This is a genomic window from Paenibacillus sp. NPDC058174, from assembly GCF_042883865.1.
In the GTDB taxonomy this organism is placed as follows: domain Bacteria; phylum Bacillota; class Bacilli; order Paenibacillales; family Paenibacillaceae; genus Pristimantibacillus.
The window spans coordinates 12145-34977 of sequence record NZ_JBHVUY010000005.1 but is presented as its reverse complement, the minus strand read 5'-3'; the positions used below and the strand labels follow the sequence as shown (position 1 = coordinate 34977).

The window sequence follows — 22833 nt, the reverse complement described above, 5'->3', positions numbered from 1 at the left end:
CTCCGGACTGCCGCTTCGTTCGTTATTTCAAATAGTTGCCTGCAATGCCATTCCAATGATGCTGAGCATGCCCCGCCAAAATATAAGCGAGGGCCTGGGCTGATACTTTCCCGTTTGACGTTCCGGTACGAAGCAGCGCTTCATCGGAGAGCAGCCCGATCATCGACAGCGAAGAACGGCGTGCCAGCGTGAAATCTTCAATCAGCTGCCCCAGTGTGTTCCCGCTGTAATCGACCGTCGCCATATACGGGTCCTGGTCATAGCCAGGCAGCACCTGCTGTTCTCCTCTTGCAATGGCGAGCAAGCGATAGCTCATAATTCGTTCATTATCCGATATATGTCCAATGACTTCCTTCAGCGTCCATTTCCCTGGCGCATAGCTGTAATCGCCCAGCGCTTCGGGAATTTCGCTCAAGAAAGCGGTCATTTCATCCAGTTGCTTGCCCAAATAGTCGCTGATATTGCAATCCGGCACCAGCTCGACATAGGCTTTATTGTATCCTGCATACTCTTCCGCTAGAGGTCTTCCAATCATCTGAATCTCCTCCTAAAGCCTAGGTTGAGCAAATTATAGCATGCCTTGCCTTCGCTTTTCCATAAAAAATAGCCGTCCCTAAGCACTGAGCCAGAGACAGCTACTCATTCATTTACTCCGGTACTGCTCCTTTGACGGCAGCCGATTCTTTTATCGCCTTCAGCCGTTTCATTACATCATTGGCGCCGCGTCCAAAGTAATCATGCAGCGCGTTGTACTCCGCATACAGCTTGTCGTATACCGCTACATTGCTTGGAATCGGCTTATACGTCTCCTCCTGAACCCGGGCCATACGCTCCGCGGCATCCACGATGCTGTCATAGCCGCCCCGTTCAGCCCCCGCTGCAACAGCTCCGAACATCGCCGCCCCAATAGCCGTTGTCTGCTTCGAGGCGGCCACTTTAATCTCGCGGTTCGTCACATCCGCATAAATCTGCATAAGCAGCCGGTTTTTTTGCGGCAGGCCGCCGCAAGCGTACAGCTCATGAATCTCTATGCCGCTTCCGTGAAAGGCTTCAACGATTTTACGCGTTCCAAATGCGGTGGCCTCTAGCAGCGACCGGTAGATTTCCCAAGGCTTCGATGACAGCGTCAGGCCGATAATCATCCCCGTCAGATCGGTATCGACCAATACAGACCGGTTGCCGTTCCACCAGTCGAGCGCCAGCAGCCCGGATTGTCCCGCTTTCAGAAGAGATGCATGCCGCTCCAGATAAGCGTGAACGCTCTCGCCTTGGCGCTCGGCCTCATCACGCACATAGGCGGGAAGCGCTTCTTCGACATACCATTCGAATATATCACCCACTGCGGCTTGCCCCGCCTCATAGCCGAAATAACCCGGTATGATGCCGTCTTCGACGACACCGCACATTCCTTCTACCAGCTTCTCCTCTGTTCCAAGCAGCAAATGACAAATCGAAGTCCCCATCGCCATCACCAGCTTGCCGGGTGTTACGACACCGATACCAGGCACAGCCGCATGCGCATCGATGATGCCAACCGCAATCGCTGTACCCGGCATCAGTCCCATCCGTCCGGCCTGCTCCGCTGTAAGCTCCCCAGCCTTCGATCCAAGCGGCAATACCTCGCCTCGCAGCTTCGTATCTGCTACATCAGCAAGCCGGCCATCCAAGGCCGCAAAAAACTCCCGGCTAGGATAGCCCTCCTGCTTATGCCAATTTGCCTTATAGCCGGCTGTACAGCTGTTTCTGACGATATGGCCGGTCATTTGACCGATGACCCAATCGGCCGCTTCAACGAACTGATCCGCCTGCTCATAAATATCCGGAGCTTCATTCAACACCTGCCACACCTTCGCGATCATCCACTCCGACGACACTTTGCCGCCATGGCGCTCCAGAAACCGCTCGCCGCGTTCCGCCGCAATTCGATTAACAAGGTTCGCTTCCGGCTGTGCGGCGTGATGCTTCCACAGCTTCACCCAGCTATGCGGATTAGCCTGATACGCATCCAATAAACATAGAGGAACGCCTGCCGCGTCAATCGGCATTATGGTGCAAGCAGTGAAATCAACGCCGATTCCGATCACATGCTCCGCCGCAACGCCGGATTGCTTAACCACTTCCGGTACGGACCGCTCCAGCACTTCCATGTAATCCATAGGATGCTGCAGCGCCCAGTCTTGCTCCAGCTTAATTCCGGAGACTGGAAGCTGCTCATCGATGACAAGATGCCGGTAGGGCGTTACATGCTCCGCCAGCTCCTCTCCATTGAATAGATCCACCAGGACGGCACGGCCGGATTGCGTTCCGAAATCGATGCCAATTGCATATTTTCGGCTCATGAAATCTCCTCCACTCTAGATTGTTAACGCTTTCAAAAAATTCGAATTAAAAACGTTCCCTTCACAAGCTGGAACGTCTTTAATTGCTTTTAGGATAATTGAGCTAACCGCTCTAATAAGTACCGTTTCACATCAGCAGACAAATCCTCACGCTCCAGCGCAAAATCAATCGTCGCTTGCACGAAGCCCAGCTTGTCCCCGACATCATGCCGTTTGCCAGTAAAACGATGTCCAATAAGCTGCGAAATCCGATTCAGCTTCTGCAAGCTGTCAGTCAATTGAATTTCTCCGGCTTTGCCTGGAACAGCACGTTCCAGCAAATCGAAAATCGCCGGCTCCAGTATGTAACGTCCGACAACAGCCCAATTGGAAGGCGCATGCCCTTGCATCGGCTTCTCCACCAAATCGCGCAGCAGACCGTCCTTATTGCCTGGCTCAAAGTCGACGATACCGTATTTATGCGTCTGCTCCCAAGGAACTTCAGTAACGGCGATAACGGAGGTTTGCCGCTTATCATATACGTCTATCATCTGCTTCAAGCAAGGCGGATCGGATTTCAGTATATCGTCACCGAGCAACACGGCAAACGGCTCGTCGCCGATGAAGCGTCTTGCGCACAGCACCGCATGACCAAGACCAAGCGGTTCTTTCTGACGCACGTAGTAGATGTCGGCCAGCTTCGAGATTTCCTGAACGATGGCCAGCATTTGCTCATTGCCCCGTTCCTCCAGCTCGGCTTCAAGCTCGAAGGATTTGTCAAAGTGATCCTCGATCGCCCGCTTATGACGCCCGCTTACAATGACGATGCTGTCGATGCCCGACTGCACCGCTTCCTCCACAATATATTGGATGGCCGGTTTGTCGATAATCGGAAGCATCTCTTTCGGCTGCGCTTTAGTTGCAGGCAAAAACCTCGTCCCCAAACCGCCAGCAGGTATTATCGCTTTGCGTACCGTTTGTTTCATCCGGCTAGCCCCCCTGTCCTCCAGAAAAATATATGCTCCCATCATAACTCGTCTTCCAATATTTATCCATCCCTATAGCTCAACTGGCAGACGAACGACGAATACCGCCCCTTCGCCTTCCCCCTCCTCAATCTCAATTGTCCCGCCGTGAATGCTCACAATCTTATGGACGATTGACAGACCCAATCCGCTGCCGCCAAGCGTGCGATCACGAGATGCATCCGATTTATAAAAGCGTTCAAATACACGTTCGCGGTCTTCCGGCGCAATTCCGCTGCCAGAATCGGCAATCCTCACGATCGCGAAGCCGTCCTGCTCTGTTAAATGAAAGGAAATATGTCCATCCTCCGGCGTAAACTTCATGCTGTTCGTCAGCAGATTAATCCATACCTGACTGAGCTGATCCTCATCTGCTGTAATGACCGTCTCCTCCAGAAACAGCTCCACCGTCTGCCGCTTAGCTACCCAATGCGGCTCGCATGACAGCACCGTATCGCGAAGCTGCCGGTCCAGACGGTACGGCATCGGGGCGTACGGATGCTGCTGAGAATCAAGCGATGCAAGCTTCAGCAGGTTCTCGCTTAGCCTCGACAGCCGGCTGCTCTCCTGCTTAATGATGCCGACATACCTTCCCCGCTCCGCTTCGGTCAATTGCTCGCTCCGCAGCGCCTCGGCAAAGCCGCCGATGGAGGTCAGCGGCGATTGAATTTCATGCGAGACATTGGAGACAAAGTCCTGTCTCATCATCTCCAGCTGCGACAAACCGACCGCCATCCGGTTAATGCTGTCAGCGAGCTCGCCAAGCTCATCCCCCCGCTGCAGCGGAAGCTGGACGTCGAAGTCGCCTTTGGCGATTCTCGTCGTTGCTGCTGTCATCATTTTGAGCGGCTTCACCAAATATCGGGCAGCCACCAGAATCAAAATGCTTCCGACCACCAGCACCGTCGTCAGAATCGTGAACGTATTGCGCTGGAAGCTTTTCACTTCCATAGCGCGGTCAGGCGTCACGAACAACGCCCATTCCATGTTGCCGAACCGGACAGTCCTTCCGTATGCCGGCGGCTTGCTCGTCTTGTTCTCCCCTTCCTCGTCTATTGCAACCTGTACCGTCTGCCCGGCAAAAACGCTGGTGAGCGTCTCCCTCGTCAAGTGACTGACGAGCGAATCACGGTTCAGCCCTACTGAAATAAGCATCCCGTTTTGTCCAACTGCAACTAGCGTCAGCCCTTGCAGGTTGGCCACCTGCTCCAGAAATACAGGCAGCGAGCGGGGCGAGGAGCCCGTATAAAGCTGCTCGATACGGTCAATCGTGTGCTCCATCGAATTGCCGAACCGGCCCTTCATATCCCGTTGAAACAGCAGATTAGCCATAAAAAAAGCGATCCCCATACTGATCAGCACGATAATTAGGAAGGTGATCGTGACGCGGACATACAAACTGCGAATCATAACGACTCCTCCAGCCGGTAGCCCAGCCCGCGAATCGTCACGATCCGGAATCCCGACTTCTCTTCGGGAAACCGCTCGCGAAGCCGCTTGATATGCACGTCCACCGTCCGTTCATCTCCTTCATAGTCCATCCCCCACAGCTGCTCGATCAGATGCTCTCTGGAAAAGGTTTTGCCGGGGTAGCTGCCCAGCTTGAACAGCAGCTCAAACTCCTTAGGCGGCATCGCCACCTCGACTCCTCCCGCCAGCGTCTGATATTCGCTGCGGTTCATCGCGATTCGTCCGAAGTCCACTGTCTTCGAGGAAGCGATCCGGTACCGCTTCAGCAGCGCCTTGACCCGTACGATCAATTCAGGCGGATCAAAGGGCTTGACCACATAATCGTCGGCACCCAGCTCGAAACCCTTCACCTTCTGGGCCGTCTCTCCCTTAGCCGTCAGCATCAATATGGGCATATCATAAAACTCCCGCAAAGCTGAGCACAGCGCCCACCCGTCCATACGCGGCATCATGACGTCAATGACCGCAAGATCAGGACGCACCTCCTCCAGCTTGGCCAGCGCTTCCTCGCCATCCTTGGCTTCAACAATCTCATAGCCTTCTCTGCGTAAAAAAAGAATAACCAGCTCGCGAATATTCGGATCATCATCGACGACTAGTATTTTTGGCATTGCAATTCCCCCTGTTTACGGCATTCTTTCTAACAGTAATATAGCTACATGAATTTAAGATGAACATTGTTGACTTTTATTCCAGATTACAATAATTTTAAACTACAGAACAGAAACGAAACCGCAACAAATGGAGGGATTACGATGCACAAAACAATTATTATCGGAACCGGCCCTGCCGGATTAACAGCGGCGATTTATCTGGCGCGCGCTAATATGGAGCCTCTCGTTATTGAAGGCTGGCAGCCTGGCGGACAGCTGACAACAACGACAGAGATTGAGAACTTCCCGGGTTTCCCGGAAGGCATTCTCGGCAGCGAGCTGATGTCCAATATGCGCAAGCAAGCGCAGCGCTTTGGCGCTGCGTTCCGCACGGGCTCTGTGAAAAGCGTTGACTTCAGCGAACGCCCATATACGCTTGATGTAGAAGGCATCGGCGAGCTGAAAGCGGAGTCTGTTATTATTTCGACAGGTGCTTCAGCCAAATATCTGGGCATCCCAGGCGAGCAGGACAACATTGGACGCGGCGTCAGCACTTGCGCAACCTGCGACGGATTCTTCTTCCGCGGCAAAAAACTGATCATCGTCGGCGGCGGCGACTCCGCAATGGAGGAAGCCGGTTTCCTGACCCGCTTCGCATCGGAAGTAACGGTCGTCAACCGCCGCGAAGAGCTTCGCGCTTCCAAAATCATGCAGGACCGCGCCCGCAGCAATGAGAAAATCAGCTGGAACCTGAACCGCACACCGCTTGAGGTTGTAGCAGGCGAGCAAGGGCTGAAAGGCATGAAGGTCCGCAATAATGAGACTGGCGAAGAAGAGCTGATCGAGTCCGACGGCGTCTTTATCGCAATCGGCCATACGCCTAACACCGGCTTCCTTAACGGCCAAATCAATACGGATGAGCAAGGCTACATCATCGTGAAGCCTGGCACTTCCGAGACGAATATTCCAGGCGTATTCGCTTGCGGCGACGTACAGGACAATAAATATCGCCAAGCGATTACAGCAGCAGGCAGCGGTTGTATGGCGGCGTTAGACTGCGAACGCTACCTGGAAGAGGCACACAGTCTGCAAACAGCCGTTAAAGCTTAATATTTTTCGCATAAAAAGGTAGTCTATTGCCTCAGAACGTAGTATACTCAACATGTTGAGAGTTAAAATAAATGGCAATGCTATCTTGTATAAGGACGATTCCTCCGTCCGTAATTGAAAAGGTGCAACCTCGTTGAAAAACGGCGGTTGTACCTTTTTTTGTTTCATACCGCTGGTTTGAGGGTAAATTTGATTCAGGATGCTTGACATCGGCTTCGTTATTTGTAATAATTATAAATAAGTAATTAATATAAACAATAACGTTGCCTGCTTCCTTTGCATGAAAGCGCTGGAAGGGCGCACACTAAGCGGAGAAGGGATGAGATCATGATGACTACAACGACAACAACTTCGACACAAGCCGTTCTGAACAAACAAATCGCTAACTGGAGCGTGCTTTACGTTAAGCTTCATAACTATCACTGGTATGTAAAAGGAACGCAGTTTTTCACGCTGCACGTAAAATTCCAAGAGTTTTACGAGGAGGCTGCGCTTCATGTCGATGAGCTCGCCGAACGATTGCTGGCGCTGCAGGGCAAACCGCTCGCTACGATGTCGGAGTATTTGAAAACCTCCAGCATTAAGGAAGCCAGCGGTGCGGAATCCGCAACCGAAATGGTCGATTCGCTGATTGCCGACTTTTCCACTGTTATAGCGGAGCTGAAAGAAGGAATGGGCATTGCGCAAGAAGCCGGAGACGAGACGACAGCTGACATGCTGCTCGCCGTCCACACGACGCTTGAGAAGCATGTATGGATGCTCAGAGCCTTTAATGCTTAATAAATGATAGATAAGGCTCCCGGCAAAATAGGGGCAGTCACCGTCGGATTCAATTCCCTACGGTGACTGCCCCTATTTTTGTTCCATCCTATGTTAGACCAAGCTGATTGTGCAGTTCGCTGCCAGCTGATCATTCCAATAAGCTTCCAGCACATCTCCATCCTGCAATGCCGCTACGCCAGCAGGCGTTCCAGTAAAGATGAGATCGCCAGGACCGAGTCCGTAAGCGTTATCGATGTGAGTAATCAGCTCGGAGATGCCAAACAGCATATCTCCCGAATTGCCCAGCTGAGCCTGCTCGCCGTTGCGGATCAGCTTAAAGTTGTGTGCCTTTAATTGTTCTTCACCCGGGAACGGCATCCAGCCGCCCAGAGGCGCTGAGTTTTTGAAGCCTTTGGCTTCGAGCCAAGGCTGGCCCTTCGCCTTCAGCTTGCTTTGAACGTCCCGGAGCGTCAAGTCCAGACCCAATGCCAAGCCGTCGACGCACTCATCCGGCTTCATGCCGGGGTGGAGCGCTTTGCCAATGTGCAGCACGAGCTCCAGCTCGAAATGCACTTCACCGCGACCGGCTGGCAGTGTGACGACATTGCCGTTCATCGGCGCCACCGCATGAGACGGCTTCGTAAAGACGAGCGGCGATTCCGGCACCTCATTGCCAAGCTCCAGCGCATGCAGGCGATAATTGCGCCCGATGCAGTATATATTGCGAATTTGATCCGTCATTCCGCACGTCTCCTCCCGGGCACTATAGCCCTCTTGATGTCTATCGCTATTAGGTGGCTGTTTGACAACAGCTAGTTTTTCTTCTGCTCCGCAATCCGCTCAGCCAGCTCATTTAATTCCGTCCAGCGTTCCAGCAGCTGGTCCAGCTTGGCTTCAAGCTGCTGCTGCTCTTCTACTAGCTGCTGCAGAAGCAGCGAGTCGCTTCCCGATGCATTCATTCGTTCAGCCACAGCATTCAACGCCTCTTCTGTTTCTGCGATCCAGCCGTCAATCCCCTCATAATCCTTCTGCTCCTGATAGGACATGCGCAGTGCCCGCTCCGATGAGCGGGGTGCTGCTTCCGTCTTCTCGGCGCCAGCACCTGCATTCGGCTTTCCGGCCGGAGCGGCTTTGACCGTTCCAGCTGCTGCCGCATCGCCGCCATACTTGGCGACGTATTCCTGATACTCGGTGTAATTGCCGGTATGCTGGGTAATGGCACCTTCGCCTTCAAACGCCAATATTTTATCAACGGTCCGGTCAAGGAAGTACCGGTCATGGGACACGACGAATACGACGCCCGGGAAGTCGTCCAAATAGTCTTCCAATACGGACAACGTCGCGATGTCCAGATCATTGGTCGGCTCGTCAAGCAGCAGCACGTTAGGGGCATTCATCAGCACGCGCAGCAGCTGCAGACGGCGCTTCTCTCCGCCCGACAGCTTCGCAATAAGCGACCACTGCATGGCCGGCGGGAATAGAAAGCGCTCCAGCATTTGCCCGGCCGAGATCATCAGCCCGTCTGCCGTTTTCACCTGCTCTGCACCCTCGCGAATATATTCAATGACGCGCAGCGACTCGTCCATTTCTTCATGCTCCTGCGAGAACCAGCCGAGCTTAACCGTCGGCCCCAGCACGACGGAGCCTGCATCCGGCTGCAGTCTGCCTTCAATGAGCTTGAGCAGCGTCGACTTGCCGCTGCCGTTGCGGCCTACAATGCCGACACGATCCTCCGGTACGGCAATATAGCTGAAATCACGAATGAGCGTGCGCTCGCCAAAGCGCTTGGACACCTTCTCGATTTCAAGAATCTTTTTGCCCAGCCGCGAGGAAGCGACCGATACGTCCATTTTGCCGCCCGATTGCTTGGGAGCCTGCGCTTTCAACGCCTCGAAGCGGTCAATTCGCGCCTTCTGCTTCGTCGTCCGCGCTTTTGCACCGCGCCGGATCCAAGCCAGCTCGTTGCGAAGCAGGTTTTGCCGCTTATCCTCCGAAGCCGCCTCCCGTTCTTCCCGCTCCAGCTTCAGCTCAAGAAACCGGCTGTAGTTGGCCTCATAGAAATGAGCCCGACCTTTATCCAGCTCAATGACGCGGTTGCTGACACGATCGAGGAAATATCGGTCATGCGTAATCATAAGCAGCGCGCCTTTTCGCTTTTGCAGCATGCCTTCCAGCCAGGCAACGGAATCGTTGTCGATATGGTTGGTAGGCTCATCCAGGATGAGAATGTCGGATGGCTGCAGCAGTGCAGCCGCCATCGCAACCCGTTTGCGCTGACCGCCTGACATCGTTTCGACCTTGTCGTCGAAATTCAAAATGCCTAACTTGGCAAGCGCCACCTTCGCATCGCTCTCTAGCGTCCACGCATCCCATTCGTCCATGCGCTGGTTCGCCGAAATCAGCTTTTGCTGCAGGGATTCGTCGTTGGGATTTAACTCTATTGCAGCCAGTGCATCAGCATAGTCCCGGACTGCACGAAGCTGCGGCGACTGGCCGCCAAGCACATGCTCCAGCGCCGTCTCACCCGGCTCGAATGCCGGATCTTGAGCCAGCATCCGCACCGTCACGCGGTTGCCTATAGCGATATTGCCGGAGTCGGCGGGCTCAATTCCCGCGATCACTTTCAGGAACGTCGACTTGCCTGTGCCATTGACGCCGATGATGCCGATTTTTTCGCCTTCCTCGACTCCAAATGTGACGTCCTCAAACAGCATTTTTTCGCCATAGCTTTTCGTTATATGTTCAACAGATAATAAATGCATGTGTACAACCTACTTTGCATCGGATTGATGGTTCGCCTTGGTTCGGCTTACCAACCGTATCATACCATAATCCGCGTTAACGATCACGGTTCAGGGCCATTCCGGCAGCATTTGCCGCAAATAAAATCCCCCTATCCCGGCAGCACGCTTTAGCATGCTTTCAAGGTAGAGGGATTTGACAGCTTCTGAGCTTATTTGCGCGTGCCGATCATCGCTTCAGGCTTCACATACTCATCGAATTGCTCGGAAGTAAGCAAGCCGCTCGCTATTGCGGATTCTTTCAGTGTCAGTCCGTTTTTATGCGCGTTTTTGGCGATAGCTGCCGCATTCTCGTAGCCGATATGCGGATTGAGCGCCGTAACGAGCATGAGCGATTGATCCAGGTTGCGTTTGATAACCGCTTCGTTCGGCTCGATGCCGACCGCACAGTTGTCGTTGAAGGAAATCATGCCGTCCGCCAGCAAAGCAACGGATTGCAGGAAGTTGTATATAATAACCGGTTTGAATACGTTGAGCTCGAAATTGCCTTGGCTTGCCGCGAACGAGATCGTCGCGTCGTTGCCGAACACTTGGCATACAGCCATCGTAATCGCTTCGCTTTGCGTCGGGTTTACTTTGCCTGGCATAATGGAGCTGCCCGGCTCATTCTCCGGAATCGAAATTTCGCCGATGCCGCAGCGCGGACCGCTGGCCAGCCATCTGACGTCGTTGGCGATTTTCATCAGATCCGCCGCCAGCGCTTTGATTGCGCCGTGAGCGTAAGTAATTTGATCATGGCTCGTCAGCGAGTGGAATTTGTTCGGCGCAGTGATGAAGGTTTTGCCCGTCAACGCCGTCACTTCAGCCGCTACTTCCACAGCAAAATCCGGATGAGCGTTCAGGCCTGTACCGACGGCTGTACCGCCAAGCGCCAGCTCGCGCATCGTGTCCACGCTCTGTACGATCATATTGCGGGTTTTCTCCAGCATCGCGTACCAGCCGCTAATTTCTTGACCAAGCGTAATCGGCGTTGCATCCTGCAAATGCGTTCTGCCGATTTTCACAATATTCGCGAACTTCTCTTGCTTCTCCTGGAACGTACGGCTAAGTACGTCAATTGCAGGGAGCAAACGGTCTTCTACTTCAATAACGCCTGCAATATGCAGCGCAGCAGGGAACGTATCGTTGGAGCTTTGCGAACGGTTAACGTCGTCATTCGGGTGAATGCGTACAGAGCTGCCGCGTTCCTGCAGCAATTGGTTGGCGCGGTGTGCAACAACCTCGTTCACGTTCATATTCGTTTGCGTGCCGCTGCCTGTCTGCCAGACAACGAGCGGGAATTCATCATCCCATTTGCCGGCCAAAATCTCGTCGACCGCTTCGCCGATCACGCCTGCCTTCACTTCATCCAGCACGCCCAGCTTCAGGTTGGCATTAGCCGACGCTTTCTTCACGATTGCCATCGCATAGACGGCTTGAATCGGCATACGTTCGCCGCTAATTTTAAAGTTTTGCAAGCTGCGCTGCGTTTGCGCGCCCCACAGCTTGTCCGCAGGAACCTTGATTTCGCCCATCGTGTCTTTCTCAATCCGAAATTCCATGTATACAGCCTCCTTCGTCTTTTCCTTGCACATAATACTACTTTATACATAACAAAGCGACCATTTCAATACGGCGTCCGCTATTTCATCGAATCTTCTTATTTCTTACGGGAGCCGGCATGCATTTGTATCATAAAGAAAGCCTCCTGAGCCGGGATATTCCGGGGCTGCAAGAGGCTTGTCTCCTATTAAGGCAGCGCTTGTTGTGCCTTGGCTATGCTGCAATTGCAATTACAGCCCTTTGGCGCTGCGGTAAGCTTCCATATATGCACCGGCTTTTTTCTCGATGAGCGTAAAATCGCCCTTCTGAACCGCTTCCTTCGTCAAATCGGAGCCAATGCCGACTGCTACGGCGCCTGCTTTGATCCAATCCTTCAAGTTCTCCAGCGATACGCCGCCAGTCGGCATAATATTCGCTTGCGGCAGCGGTCCTTTAATGGACGGAATGACGCTTGGCGAGAAGAGATTGCCAGGGAACAGCTTGACGATGTCTGCGCCGAGCTCCAGTGCGCTTTGAATCTCATGAACCGTCATCGTGCCCGGCATTACCGGGATCGAGTAGCGGTTGCACAGCTTGATCGTATCGGGATTAAGAGCCGGAGCAACGACGAATTCCGCACCGCTCAGAATCGCTGCGCGGGCTGTCTCTGCGTCAAGCACCGTTCCAACGCCGATAATAGCAAAGTTGTCTGCGTCCGGCGGAGCCGAGCTCGAATATTGTTTAGACAGTTCTTCTATCGCGCGGAGCGCGAACGGAACGGTCATCGTAATTTCAATCGCTTTAATGCCGCCTTTAATAGCGTGACGAGCCATATCAGCTACTTCCTCCGGCGAGTCGGCGCGGAGAACGGCAACGACGCCTGCGTCGGCCAGCTGCTGGAGCACTCGTATCTTCTTCATCTCGATAATCCCCCTCATATTGTGCGCCAATTACGTGGATTAGACTTGAAGTCGGCGCATTGCGTGTGCATTTGTTCGAAAAGGTATGATCATTACCGTTTTATTATATTCGTTTTAAGCGTTTTCAGCAATGGTTGTCACCCTCCTAACCGATTTCGAAAATGTGCGCAAAAATAGGACATATCACTAGTCCGCTCCACCGCTGCAACGGATAAATTAATAGAAACAGCTTTTGCAGAGGAGGATATAGGCTGATGATTGCTCCGATAAGACGGAGGCGTACGCAGCGTAACTTAATCTGGCTGAAGGACCCTAATTCTTTGGTTAGGCTTGTGGAGTTTGTTCAAAGGGATCACAAGAAGAAAAAACGCAAAAGAAGATGCAAGCCCGTACGAAAAAGAAAGAAGCGTCAGCCGCATCATCGCCAAAAATGCTCTCATAAACGCAAGAAAACGATTATTAAAGTGATCAAATGCAAACGAGGGCCTAGAGGATTTCACGGATCGTCCGGCAGTTCCGGCCCTCCGGGAGCGGATGGTATGCGCGGAGCCGCCGGACCGGCCGGGACCGACGGCACGCCAGGCGCATCCGGTTTGCCGGGTGTATCCGGTCCGCAGGGCCTGCCGGGGCCAACTGGACCGCAAGGCCTCGCTGGCCCGTCAGGGCCGCAAGGCGACCCTGGACTTCCGGGCGTAGACGGGCTGCAAGGCTTGCAGGGACCGGCCGGTCCGCAAGGCATTGCCGGTCCCGCTGGACCGCAAGGGGCGCAGGGGATACCTGGTGCAGACGGCCCTGCTGGACCGCCAGGGCCTCCCGGACCTTCCGGTGACTTTGCAGAGCTGATCGCATTGCTGAACGGCTACTTGGACGCAGAGACGCTTATTAACGTCATGACGCCTGGTCAGCCTACCGGCATGGCATGCACAGTTACAAGCGTGCAGCAGACCATCGCCACGTTTCTGACCAGCACAGGAACGACGATGACGATCCCTCTAGCTTTCATCACGAATATCGAGGATTTAAGCCCGCAAGGAGTGTGACGCAAATGGCAACTACGATTTCCGGCGATTTAATTCCGCTCATCGGCTCAGAAGTAACGGTCGTAACCAACGGATTCGGCCAGCTTGCCGTCGTCGGAACACTTGAACGCGTCGGCAACGACTATATTCTTGTCTCCTTCGAGGAGAGCGGCTTTACGTATGAGCTGCGTATCTTTTACGCCAATATCATTTATGTTCATGCCAATCCTTAATGGTACGCACCAAAAAACCGTTCCGGTATGGAACGGTTTTTTGGTCGCGTATGTGGCGCTGAGTATCGAATACGTCTCGCCGTTAACTAGCTTTGCTTTTCGCATAACGGTATTGCTGCCACCGGTAACGAATTACGCAGCCGATGCAAAAGCCGGCCAGCATCGCAATCATCGCCAGCACAGGCATGATTGTAAAAATGTAATAGCCGACAGTCCAGCCCGCCAAAAAGCTGATGAGCGCAGCCCCTAACATCGAGGTGCTAAGCGTCAGATTAAAGCGCAGCTGTGCTTTTTCTTCCGATACGTATGAGGATGGAGGCCTGTTGAAGAACCGTTTGGCCAATACAATAAGCGGATTCCAGCCAGCCGCCGCACCAAGTCCGTTATACACAATCGGCACTATGAGAATCCAAGCCTGACCAGCCAGCCAGCTGGCTACTACAAAAGCCAGCGTCACCCAAGTGTTAAACCGCACCAGCGGGAGCGGAACAGAAGGAACAGGCGTCGTTTCCGTTTGAGTCATGTTATTCAATCCTCCATTAGCTATGATAGAGATGTGAAATCACGTTGTTTATCTAGTCACATTGTACTATATAACCAATGAGAATAGTAGGTATTATTTTTTGAAAAGTGAATTGCATCTCTGAGCCATGATGATGTCCAGTCGGGTTAAGCCACCTGAATACCAGGTCGTCAGCTTCAACTGGACTCTCCTGTATTCAATCGTGATGAAGGGATGGTGATTTTCTTCCTCCGCAGCTTGGGCTACCCGGTTAACAAAGTCGACTGCTTCTAGGAATGTAGAATGCAGGTATGATTTTACGAGCCATTTCTCCTCCTCCACTCTCCAGCCTTCCACATCTGACAACGCCTCCTGCAGCTCTCGCTCGGTAAGCAGCGGTTGTTTTGCCATAGCATCGATCCCCCTGTTATTCTTTTCATCCATTATAAAGTTAACTATAATAATTGGAAAAGACAGGTTGCCCTATAGGGCTGCATATAGGCAGGAAGGAGCCTCCGTTATGGAAAAGAATCCGCTGCAACGCTCTGCTTCAATGGAGCCCCGACGTTTAAGCCGCAAGGCCCTTAACCGCGCTTTGCTGGACCGCCAGCTCCTTATAAGCCGTTCCGGCATGGGTGTTTTGGATGCAATCGGGCATCTGGCCGGCCTGCAGTCTCAATCGCCGCTCCCGCCTTATTTTGCGTTATGGACTCGGCTTCATGATTTCCGTCAAGAGCAGCTTGCTGAATTGCTGGTGAGTCGTCAGGCCATCCGAATCAGTCTCATGCGTTCGACGATTCATCTCGTCAGCGCCGAAGACTGCCTATGGATGCGTCCCGTTCTGCAGCCCATGCTGGATCAGGCGTTCCGGAGCGCCTATCGCAAACGGCTCGAGGGCGTAGATCTAGATAGGATAGCAGAGGCAAGCCGCGTCCATGTGGAGCAAGCGCCGCTTAGCTTTCAGGAGCTTGGCGAGTTGCTGTCGCCTCTGGCTCCCGGGCGGGAGCCTGGGGCTTTGGCCCAAATCTCGAGGGCGGTGCTGCCGCTCGTACAGGTGCCTCCTCGGGGCATATGGGGTAAGAGCGGACAAGCCCGCCATACGACCGCAGAAGCTTGGCTGGGACGCCCGCTTGCTCAAACTATTGAACCCGAGAAGCTTATCCTCCGCTATCTTGCCGCCTTCGGTCCAGCTTCTATTAAAGATATGCAGGCCTGGTGCGGCCTTACCGGATTGCGGGCACATGTGCAGCGGCTGCGCGATCAGCTTGTCATCTATCGCGATGACAACGGCATAGAACTGTTCGATCTGGCGGACATCACACTGCCCGATCCTGACACTCCCGTACCACCGCGATTTTTGTCCGAGTTCGACAACATGCTTCTCTCCTATGCGGACAGATCACGCATCCTGCCAGACGAATACAAACCGCTCGTGTTTACCGTGAACGGCATCATTAAAGCGACGATACTGGTCGACGGTTTCGTAAGCGGCCTTTGGCGGCTGGAAACTGTGAAAGAGAAGGACTGCGTTCTTGCCGTTCTTCATATTGAACCGTTCCGTGAGCTTTCAGCAGCGGAAAAAGAAGCGTTAGCCGACGAAGGCGAGCGTCTGCTTGCCTTCGCCGAACCTGAAGCGGCCCAGCGGGAAATCCGCTTTGGCGGTGATTATTAGTAGCTAGCGCAAGCGGCCTCCTTGTGAAGGGGCCGCTTGATGGTTTCTGCGGGTAGACTCGGTAGGTGAGATGTAATAACGGATAATTTGCTGGGCAGGCGTCGCTTTATAGCTAAGACAGGGAAGTTCAATGTTCTGCTCAAGGCAGTTCAGAGCTATGCATTGCAGCGTGGTTCAGGGCAAGGCAGATTAGATTAGATTAGATTAGATTAGATTAGATTAGATTAGATTAGATTAGATTAGATTAGATTAGATTAGATTAGATCAGTTCAGACCAGTTCAGATCAGTTCAGTTCAGTTCAGTTCAGTTCAGTTCAGTTCAGTTCAGACCAGTTCAGACCAGTTCAGACCAGTTCAGATCAGTTCAGTTCAGACCAATCCAGATCAGTTCAGACCAATCCAGATCAGTTCAGACCAATCCAGATCAGTTCAGACCAATCCAGATCAGTTCAGACCAATCCAGATCAGTTCAGACCAACCCAGATCAGTTCAGACCAACCCAGATCAGTTCAGACCAATCCAGTGCTGTTCAGTCTGCTCAGCTCAGTTCAGTGTAGATCACCTCTCAGCTAATCTGACACTACTCTGTTAGCTACAGTTACTCAAATTCAATATTCGCTGATTTCTTCATCATACGACCTCATCAAGCCGTCAAATTAATTAGTTAGCAGACAATTTCCTCTATGACCACGCTATTCCGTCAACCGTCTAACCTCGCCACTATACCCCGACTCTCAAACTAACTATTACTCGCCGTAACTCAGACATCTAACATCTCGCTACCGCTTCATCATGAGCTGCTTCCGCCAACACAATTTGGTTACTCAAGTAACGTGCTTTGCTCATATAAGTTCGCGCCCAACATACTGCTTCTGCAGTTACTCCCTGCCATTCACTAATCCAGAAACTTACCTCTCCCCTCCTCTCGTTATGAGCTGCAGCCTGCCACAGCGAAGTTGCTTTGCCAGACTAGATGCCCTTTGCACTCCTACGTTCGCTTTTGCCTCTAGACCGGTCCTGACACCGTTGCTATAACGAACCCGATTTGCTACCGCCACCAGACTGACTCCGATCTAGCAAATAACGAACTAAGTTCGCTATTTTGCGAAGCCAACTTCGTTACAGCCGATCGGCCAGCTTCAACTCTGCATTTAGCGAAGCAGATTCGCAATTTAGCGAAGTTAACTTCGCTGCCACAGCCTCGCCTGCCCCCATCGTATCGTACAACGAACCTTTTTTCGCTATTCGAGAACCAAGGTTCATGGACAGCGAAGCTAGCTTCGCTATTAGCATTTCCCTCCCTCTAATGAGCCTCTGTAGCGAATCCAGCTTCTCTATTTAGCGAAGCAGCTTCGCTACCGCCTCCAAGCCGACTCCGATCTAGCAAATAGCGAACTAAGTTCGCTATTTTGTGAAGCCAACTTCGTTACAGCCGTCAAGCCAGTTAGCGAAGCAGAGTCATAATTTAGCGAAGTTAACTTCCTTACAATCGCCCGGCCAGCTTCGACATTGCATTTAACGAACCGGGTTCGCAATTTAGTGAAACGAACTTCGTTACAGCCGTCAAGCCAGCTTCGACTCTACATTTAGCGAACTGGGTTCGCAATTTAGCGAAGTGAACTTCGCTGCCACAGCCTCGCCTGCTACCATCGTAGCGTACAGCGAACCTTTTTTCGCTATTCGTGAACCAAGGTTCATGGACAGCGAAGCTAGCTTCGCTATTTCCATTCCCCTCCCTCTAATGAGCCTCTAGAACGAATCCAGCTTCTCTATTTAGCGAATCAGCTTCGCTACCGCCTCCAAGCTGACTCCGATCTAGCAAATAGCGAACCGGAACCAAGTTCGCGTCCCCCCAGCTTGGCCGCCATGTCAGCTGCCGTACGCTCATTGTGACACGCTTGCTGACACAGTACCTGACACACCCGTCATAAGCTCCGCAGCATCCTCCGCCAATCCCCCTGCCAACAACGCCAAACGCAAAAAAAGGACCTTATCCAATGGCTTTACGCCACCAGATAAGGTCCAATCATTCGTTACAATTTGTATATTTTACACAACGCCTTGGGATACCATAGCGTTGGCAACACGCATGAAGCCTGCGATGTTAGCGCCAACTACGAGGTTGCCCGGGTAGCCGAATTCTTCAGCTGCTTTAACGCTGTTGTCGTAGATGTTTTTCATGATGACATGCAGTTTTGCGTCAACTTCTTCAAAAGTCCAAGACAAACGCATGCTGTTTTGCGACATTTCCAGCGAGGAAACCGCTACGCCGCCTGCATTGGCAGCTTTTGCTGGTCCAAACAGTACGTCGTTTTTCAGGAATACGTCGATTGCTTCCAGCGTCGAAGGCATGTTTGCACCTTCACCAATTGCTTTTACGCCGCCTTCAATCAGCTTAGCCGCATCATTCTCGTCGATTTCGTTTTGCGTTGCACAAGGAAGTGCAATATCACAAGCGACCGACCAAATGCCTTGGCAGCCTTCCACGTAAACCGCATTCGGATGCTCTAATACATAATCGCTAATCCGTTTGCGCTCTTCTTCTTTCAGACGCTTAACCGTATCAAGCTTGATGCCGTCTTCGTCGATGATGTAACCGTTGGAGTCGCTGCAAGCAACGACATGAGCGCCCAGCTGCTGCGCTTTTTCGATTGCATAGATCGATACGTTACCGGAACCGGATACGACTACCCGGCTGCCGTTGAAGCTAAGTCCTTTGGAAGCGAGCATTTCTTGTACGAAGTATACAGTACCGTAACCTGTAGCTTCTTTACGAGCCAAGCTGCCGCCGTAGCCAAGACCTTTACCTGTAAGCACGCCAGCTTCGTGTCCGCCGCGGATGCGCTTGTATTGACCGAACATGTAGCCGATCTCACGAGCGCCAACACCGATATCGCCTGCTGGTACGTCAACGTCTGGTCCAAGGTATTTGTACAGCTCAGTCATGAAGCTTTGTGTAAAGCGCATGATTTCGTTGTCCGATTTGCCTTTAGGATCAAAATCGGAGCCGCCTTTGCCGCCGCCGATCGGTTGGCCGGTCAAGCTGTTTTTGAAAATTTGCTCGAAGCCCAAAAACTTGATAATGCTGGCATTAACGGAAGGATGGAAACGCAGGCCGCCCTTGTATGGACCAAGTGCGCTGTTGAACTGCACGCGGTAGCCGCGGTTGACTTGCACTTTACCTTTGTCGTCAACCCAAGGTACGCGGAAATACACGACACGCTCTGGCTCGGAGATTCTTTCCAGGATACCGAGTTCCATAAGCTGGGGCTGTTTTTCAAACACTGGAATAAGCGAATCTACGATTTCTTTCACCGCTTGAAGAAACTCAGGCTCATGGTGATTGCGTTTGGAGATCGTTTCAAAAACCGATTGCACGTATTTTTTTGCCGTCGCTTGTTGTTCAGTTACCGCTGTTGTCAAGGTCATCAACACTCCTTATTTGGCTGGCTCACGAGTCATTTGCACTTTTTGAAGATACTTTGTACTCTGTTGCATAAATACTAAAACATATATATTCTGACATGCCAATAAAAATTATTTTTTACCTTGATTAATTCGTTCTATAACCTGACATCGTTCGGCTTTACTAAAGGATTTGAAACGCTTTCAAACTTTTACAATTCCTAAAATTTAAATAATTTAAGAAAGTGAAACGATCCTAAAATCAAGCCCCTTAAGGGCTGCGAAAGGAAATGTAAGGAAACCTCCCCCTGTCAAAAATACTAAAATCCCGATCGTTTTCCCCATCTGTTTTTCTTCCGGAACATCGTTAATCGACGCAATCTAATCTGCAAAACCCAGCCCAAAATTAAATTTCCCGCACTAAACACGAATGTTCTTAACCAATCAAAACAAGAAACTTCGAACGGAAAAGCTCACATGCCAAACAAAGCCACATGACTGTGTAAGCCCTTCTAACGCAAAAAAAAAGCCTCGTCCCGGAATTTCCGAGGACAAGGCTCTTCTCGATGGCCGATATGCTGCTTCCCTCTGAATTACAGAAGGTCGCGGCGAAGCTCTTCAGCGGATTTCGGCGACAGGTAGCCGATCGGCAGATCGAAGATCGTTTTCGCGCCAGTGCCGCCTTCTTGGCTAATGCGGTAGCCCGCACGCGCGCAAGCGACAAGAACGCTGGCTGTGAATTCCGGATTGCTCTCCAGCTTCAAGCCAAACTCGATGATTTGCTTCGTGTTCTCTCCCGTAACACCGCTGCGGATAACAAAGCCGCCATGCGGCATGCCTTGGTGCTCAGCTTTCAGCTGCTCTTCAGTGATGAAGTTAACAGTCGTATCATAATCGGCAAAATAGTTCTCCATCGTCACGATTGCTTGACGAATTTGTTCCAGATCCGCGCCTTCTTCAGCTACCACGTAGCAGTCTCTGAGGTGCTTCTCGCGCGTTTCCAGCTCTGGCGTTTCGCCGGAACGGATACGGTCGATGACAGCTTGTACAGGCACGGTGTATTGAACGCCGGCTTTTACACCTGGTACGCGGCGGATTGCGTCGGAGTGGCCTTGGCTAACGCCTTTGCCCCAGAACGTGTAGTCTTTGCCCTCTGGCAGAATAGCTTCCGCGAGCAAGCGGTTAAGCGAGAACAAGCCTGGATCCCAGCCCGTAGAAATGACGCTGAGCGTGCCAGCTTGTTTAGCCGCTGCATTAACCGACTCGTAAAACTCAGGAATTTTCGCATGCGTATCAAAGCTGTCGACCGTATTGAACATACTCGCCAGTACTGGCGTTTGCTCTGGAAGGTCTGTTGCCGAACCGCCGCAAAGAATCATAACATCGATGATTCCTTTATACGTCTCAGCAGCGGAGATGTGCTCGAATTTCGCGCCACCGCCTGTGCTTTGAAGCTGATCTGGCTGTCTGCGCGTAAAGATCGCTGTCAGCTCCATATCCGGGTTTTGAGCGATCGCTTTTTCGACGCCTTTACCCAGGTTTCCATATCCTACAATGCCGATTTTAATCGTTTTTTGCATAAATATTCCTCCTTCAATGGTGTAGATCACCACAGTGATTCATCTACTAAGTATATAGATGCGACATGGGATGTAAACTATGGATTGGCTTTTTTCTAAAATTTAATCAAAAAAAGGCACTAAAACGTCAAATTTAGTGCTTACCCCGCCTGATGTGGTAAAATAGCAGGGAGTCATTTATTCGGGGGTAAAACGATGGATTATATCGTACTAGATATTGAGTTCAACGGCCGCAAGTTCGCGAGCGAGCTGCCTATGGAAGTCATCGAGATCGGCGCTGTCCGCCTTAATTCAGAATTGCGTCAGACCGATGAATTTTCGGCTTTGATCAAGCCGGTTTACTTTTCCAAGCTAAATAGCTTCATCAAGAAAAAAACAGGCATTCCGCAAGAAGATATCGACCGTGCCAGCGGTTTTAAAAAAGTAATTGCTGATTTTATCGCATGGCTGAACCGGAGTGAAGAAGAGTTTCTTCTGCTCACTTGGGGCGGCGAGGATTTGAAACGTATCGTCTTTGATACACGCATGCACAAGCTCGATGACAGCTTCTGGATGTCTGCCTACTATTTCGATCTGCTTAAAGGCTATCTGCGCTATAAAAACGTCACGAACGACGTCAGCGTGGAGGCGGCTCTTCAGGATCTCGAGATTACGCCAGAAGGCACCGCCCACCGGGCGCTTGACGACGCACGCATGACGGCGGATGTATTCCGTGCCGTATTCCAGAACCTCGATTTCGAGCGGAAACAGCTGTACAAGGATACATACACCAACGCGAAGGAAAGACGCATGGTTAAAAATGCAGTCCGTACGCTGATGGCGCAAAAAACAGCCCCGACCTGGGAACTGTTCCATGACAAATATTTGAAAGATAAGGTCGTATTGACCGATTTGCGTAAAATCGTCGAGCTGCGCGAATGCTTCGATGCCGAGCTGCTAAAAGCGCAGCAGAAGCCGCAAAAAGCACCGGCAGCCACTGCCGATTCCGCAACTGCAAATTAAGAGCCAACCGCAAAAAGAGAGCCAGCCGCTTCACGCACAATATACATGTGCCCCGCAGCTGACTCTCTTTTTTCACGTCTGATTTATTGAATCGAAGCCGAATAAGCGACAACTTGATCGTAGGACAGATTGCCGCCGAAAATATCCAAAGCACTGCCGACCGTAATGTCCAGCTTGCCGCCCGACAACCTCCGGAACAATTCGAGGTCTTCCATAGAGCGCGCTCCGCCCGCATAGGTAGTCGGAATCGTTACCCACTCCGCAAGCTGCTGAACGAGGCTTTCCAGAATGCCTGTCCGCTTTCCTTCCACATCTACCGCATGGATAAGAAATTCGCTGCAGTAGGACTCCAGCTCCCGCAAGTTCGCTTCGTTCACGACCAGGCTGCTGAACGTACGCCATTGGTTCGTAACGACATGCCATTGTCCGTCCCGCTGTTTGCAACTGAGATCAATGACAAGTCTTTCTTTGCCGACCTCGGAGACGATCCGTCTCAGGCTGTCCCAATCGAGCTCGCCGTCGCGGAAAATGGAGGACGTTACGATGACCTGTGAGGCTCCCTGCTCCAGATAAAAGGCTGCGTTCTCGGCTTTGATGCCGCCGCCAAGCTGAAGGCCTCCCGGATAAGCGCGCAGCGCTTGAATCGCTGCTTCCTCATTGCCGCCGCCCAGCATAATGACATGGCCGCCGGTTAAGGCGTCCCGTTTGAACATATTAGCGTAATAAGCCGAGTCATGCTCCGATACGAAATTTTCCACAACCTGCTGCGGATTCGCGTCGAGTGTCTCCCCGACAATTTGCTTCACTTTACCGCTGTGCAGATCGATACATGGCCTGAATTTCATCCAATCTCCTCTTTCCCGACAGGTTCTGCTCCTATTGTAACAGAATTGCCGCTCT

The 22833-nt window shown here is 52.0% G+C and carries 22 protein-coding genes; 6 read left to right on the top strand and 16 right to left on the bottom strand.

The window, feature by feature from the left end; genetic code table 11:
* Positions 1-22: 22 nt before the first annotated feature.
* The 5 genes from ACFVVF_RS22200 to ACFVVF_RS22180 form a co-directional block, all read right to left on the bottom strand.
* Positions 23-535 carry a DinB family protein gene (locus ACFVVF_RS22200; RefSeq protein WP_387814371.1) on the bottom strand — a complete coding sequence of 171 codons (513 nt, stop codon included), beginning with the start codon at positions 533-535 and terminating at the stop codon, positions 23-25.
* 112 nt (positions 536-647) lie between these two features.
* Complete coding sequence (locus tag ACFVVF_RS22195; protein WP_387814369.1) at positions 648-2339, bottom strand: ribulokinase; 1692 nt, start codon at positions 2337-2339, stop codon at positions 648-650.
* An 89-nt stretch (positions 2340-2428) separates the two neighbouring features.
* A complete protein-coding gene (gene galU, locus ACFVVF_RS22190; protein WP_387814367.1) occupies positions 2429-3304 on the bottom strand; it encodes a UTP--glucose-1-phosphate uridylyltransferase GalU in 876 nt (291 codons plus the stop codon).
* A gap of 72 nt (positions 3305-3376) precedes the next feature.
* Positions 3377-4753 (bottom strand): ATP-binding protein, encoded by a 1377-nt coding sequence (locus ACFVVF_RS22185; protein WP_387814365.1) that lies wholly within the window; start codon positions 4751-4753, stop codon positions 3377-3379.
* Entirely contained in the window at positions 4750-5424 is a 675-nt protein-coding gene (locus tag ACFVVF_RS22180; protein WP_387814364.1) for a response regulator transcription factor, read from the bottom strand. The genes ACFVVF_RS22185 and ACFVVF_RS22180 overlap by 4 nt, the downstream gene beginning before the upstream one ends.
* A 144-nt stretch (positions 5425-5568) precedes the next feature.
* Here ACFVVF_RS22180 and trxB point away from each other — a divergent pair, with 144 nt between their 5' ends.
* Both trxB and ACFVVF_RS22170 read left to right on the top strand, forming a co-directional pair.
* Positions 5569-6516, top strand: coding sequence for a thioredoxin-disulfide reductase (gene trxB, locus ACFVVF_RS22175; RefSeq protein WP_387814362.1), 948 nt, complete (start codon positions 5569-5571; stop codon positions 6514-6516).
* A 330-nt stretch (positions 6517-6846) separates the two neighbouring features.
* Entirely contained in the window at positions 6847-7296 is a 450-nt protein-coding gene (locus ACFVVF_RS22170; protein WP_387814756.1) for a Dps family protein, read from the top strand.
* 93 nt (positions 7297-7389) lie between these two features.
* Here the strand turns inward: ACFVVF_RS22170 and ACFVVF_RS22165 are convergent, their stop codons facing one another.
* From ACFVVF_RS22165 to ACFVVF_RS22150, 4 genes are all read right to left on the bottom strand, one after another.
* Complete coding sequence (locus tag ACFVVF_RS22165; protein WP_387814360.1) at positions 7390-8019, bottom strand: fumarylacetoacetate hydrolase family protein; 630 nt, start codon at positions 8017-8019, stop codon at positions 7390-7392.
* A gap of 71 nt (positions 8020-8090) precedes the next feature.
* Entirely contained in the window at positions 8091-10040 is a 1950-nt protein-coding gene (locus ACFVVF_RS22160) for an ABC-F family ATP-binding cassette domain-containing protein (RefSeq protein WP_387814358.1), read from the bottom strand.
* 191 nt (positions 10041-10231) lie between these two features.
* Positions 10232-11620 carry a class II fumarate hydratase gene (gene fumC / locus ACFVVF_RS22155; protein WP_387814356.1) on the bottom strand — a complete coding sequence of 463 codons (1389 nt, stop codon included), beginning with the start codon at positions 11618-11620 and terminating at the stop codon, positions 10232-10234.
* A gap of 231 nt (positions 11621-11851) precedes the next feature.
* The gene (locus tag ACFVVF_RS22150) at positions 11852-12520 is read right to left on the bottom strand and encodes a bifunctional 2-keto-4-hydroxyglutarate aldolase/2-keto-3-deoxy-6-phosphogluconate aldolase (protein WP_387814354.1); all 669 of its coding nucleotides are present in this window, start codon (positions 12518-12520) and stop codon (positions 11852-11854) included.
* 539 nt (positions 12521-13059) lie between these two features.
* On the opposite strand from ACFVVF_RS22150, the gene ACFVVF_RS22145 reads away from it, so the two are divergent.
* Together ACFVVF_RS22145 and ACFVVF_RS22140 are read left to right on the top strand one after the other, a co-directional pair.
* Complete coding sequence (locus ACFVVF_RS22145) at positions 13060-13560, top strand: hypothetical protein (protein ID WP_387814352.1); 501 nt, start codon at positions 13060-13062, stop codon at positions 13558-13560.
* 5 nt (positions 13561-13565) lie between these two features.
* On the top strand, positions 13566-13772 hold the full coding sequence (locus ACFVVF_RS22140) for a hypothetical protein (protein ID WP_387814351.1): 207 nt from the start codon (positions 13566-13568) through the stop codon (positions 13770-13772).
* 82 nt (positions 13773-13854) lie between these two features.
* Here ACFVVF_RS22140 and ACFVVF_RS22135 read toward each other — a convergent pair whose 3' ends face one another.
* Positions 13855-14295, bottom strand: coding sequence for a DUF4395 domain-containing protein (locus ACFVVF_RS22135; protein ID WP_387814349.1), 441 nt, complete (start codon positions 14293-14295; stop codon positions 13855-13857).
* A gap of 93 nt (positions 14296-14388) precedes the next feature.
* The gene (locus ACFVVF_RS22130; protein ID WP_387814348.1) at positions 14389-14685 is read right to left on the bottom strand and encodes a 4a-hydroxytetrahydrobiopterin dehydratase; all 297 of its coding nucleotides are present in this window, start codon (positions 14683-14685) and stop codon (positions 14389-14391) included.
* A gap of 109 nt (positions 14686-14794) precedes the next feature.
* Between ACFVVF_RS22130 and ACFVVF_RS22125 the strand changes: the two genes are divergently transcribed.
* The gene (locus tag ACFVVF_RS22125; protein WP_387814346.1) at positions 14795-15946 is read left to right on the top strand and encodes a winged helix DNA-binding domain-containing protein; all 1152 of its coding nucleotides are present in this window, start codon (positions 14795-14797) and stop codon (positions 15944-15946) included.
* Positions 15947-17065: 1119 nt separating this feature from the next.
* Here ACFVVF_RS22125 and ACFVVF_RS22120 read toward each other — a convergent pair.
* The 4 genes from ACFVVF_RS22120 to ACFVVF_RS22105 form a co-directional block, all read right to left on the bottom strand.
* Positions 17066-17209 (bottom strand): hypothetical protein, encoded by a 144-nt coding sequence (locus tag ACFVVF_RS22120; protein WP_387814344.1) that lies wholly within the window; start codon positions 17207-17209, stop codon positions 17066-17068.
* Between the two features lie 300 nt (positions 17210-17509).
* On the bottom strand, positions 17510-17674 hold the full coding sequence (locus tag ACFVVF_RS22115) for a hypothetical protein (protein WP_387814342.1): 165 nt from the start codon (positions 17672-17674) through the stop codon (positions 17510-17512).
* Positions 17675-17995: 321 nt separating this feature from the next.
* The gene (gene gdhA / locus ACFVVF_RS22110; protein WP_387814340.1) at positions 17996-19375 is read right to left on the bottom strand and encodes an NADP-specific glutamate dehydrogenase; all 1380 of its coding nucleotides are present in this window, start codon (positions 19373-19375) and stop codon (positions 17996-17998) included.
* Positions 19376-19944: 569 nt separating this feature from the next.
* Positions 19945-20931 carry a diaminopimelate dehydrogenase gene (locus ACFVVF_RS22105; RefSeq protein WP_387814338.1) on the bottom strand — a complete coding sequence of 329 codons (987 nt, stop codon included), beginning with the start codon at positions 20929-20931 and terminating at the stop codon, positions 19945-19947.
* A 195-nt stretch (positions 20932-21126) separates the two neighbouring features.
* On the opposite strand from ACFVVF_RS22105, the gene ACFVVF_RS22100 reads away from it, so the two are divergent.
* Complete coding sequence (locus ACFVVF_RS22100; RefSeq protein ID WP_387814335.1) at positions 21127-21933, top strand: 3'-5' exonuclease; 807 nt, start codon at positions 21127-21129, stop codon at positions 21931-21933.
* An 83-nt stretch (positions 21934-22016) separates the two neighbouring features.
* On the opposite strand, the gene hisA is transcribed toward ACFVVF_RS22100, so the two are convergent.
* A complete protein-coding gene (gene hisA, locus ACFVVF_RS22095; protein WP_387814333.1) occupies positions 22017-22778 on the bottom strand; it encodes a phosphoribosylformimino-5-aminoimidazole carboxamide ribotide isomerase in 762 nt (253 codons plus the stop codon).
* Between the last annotated feature and the right edge of the window lie 55 nt (positions 22779-22833).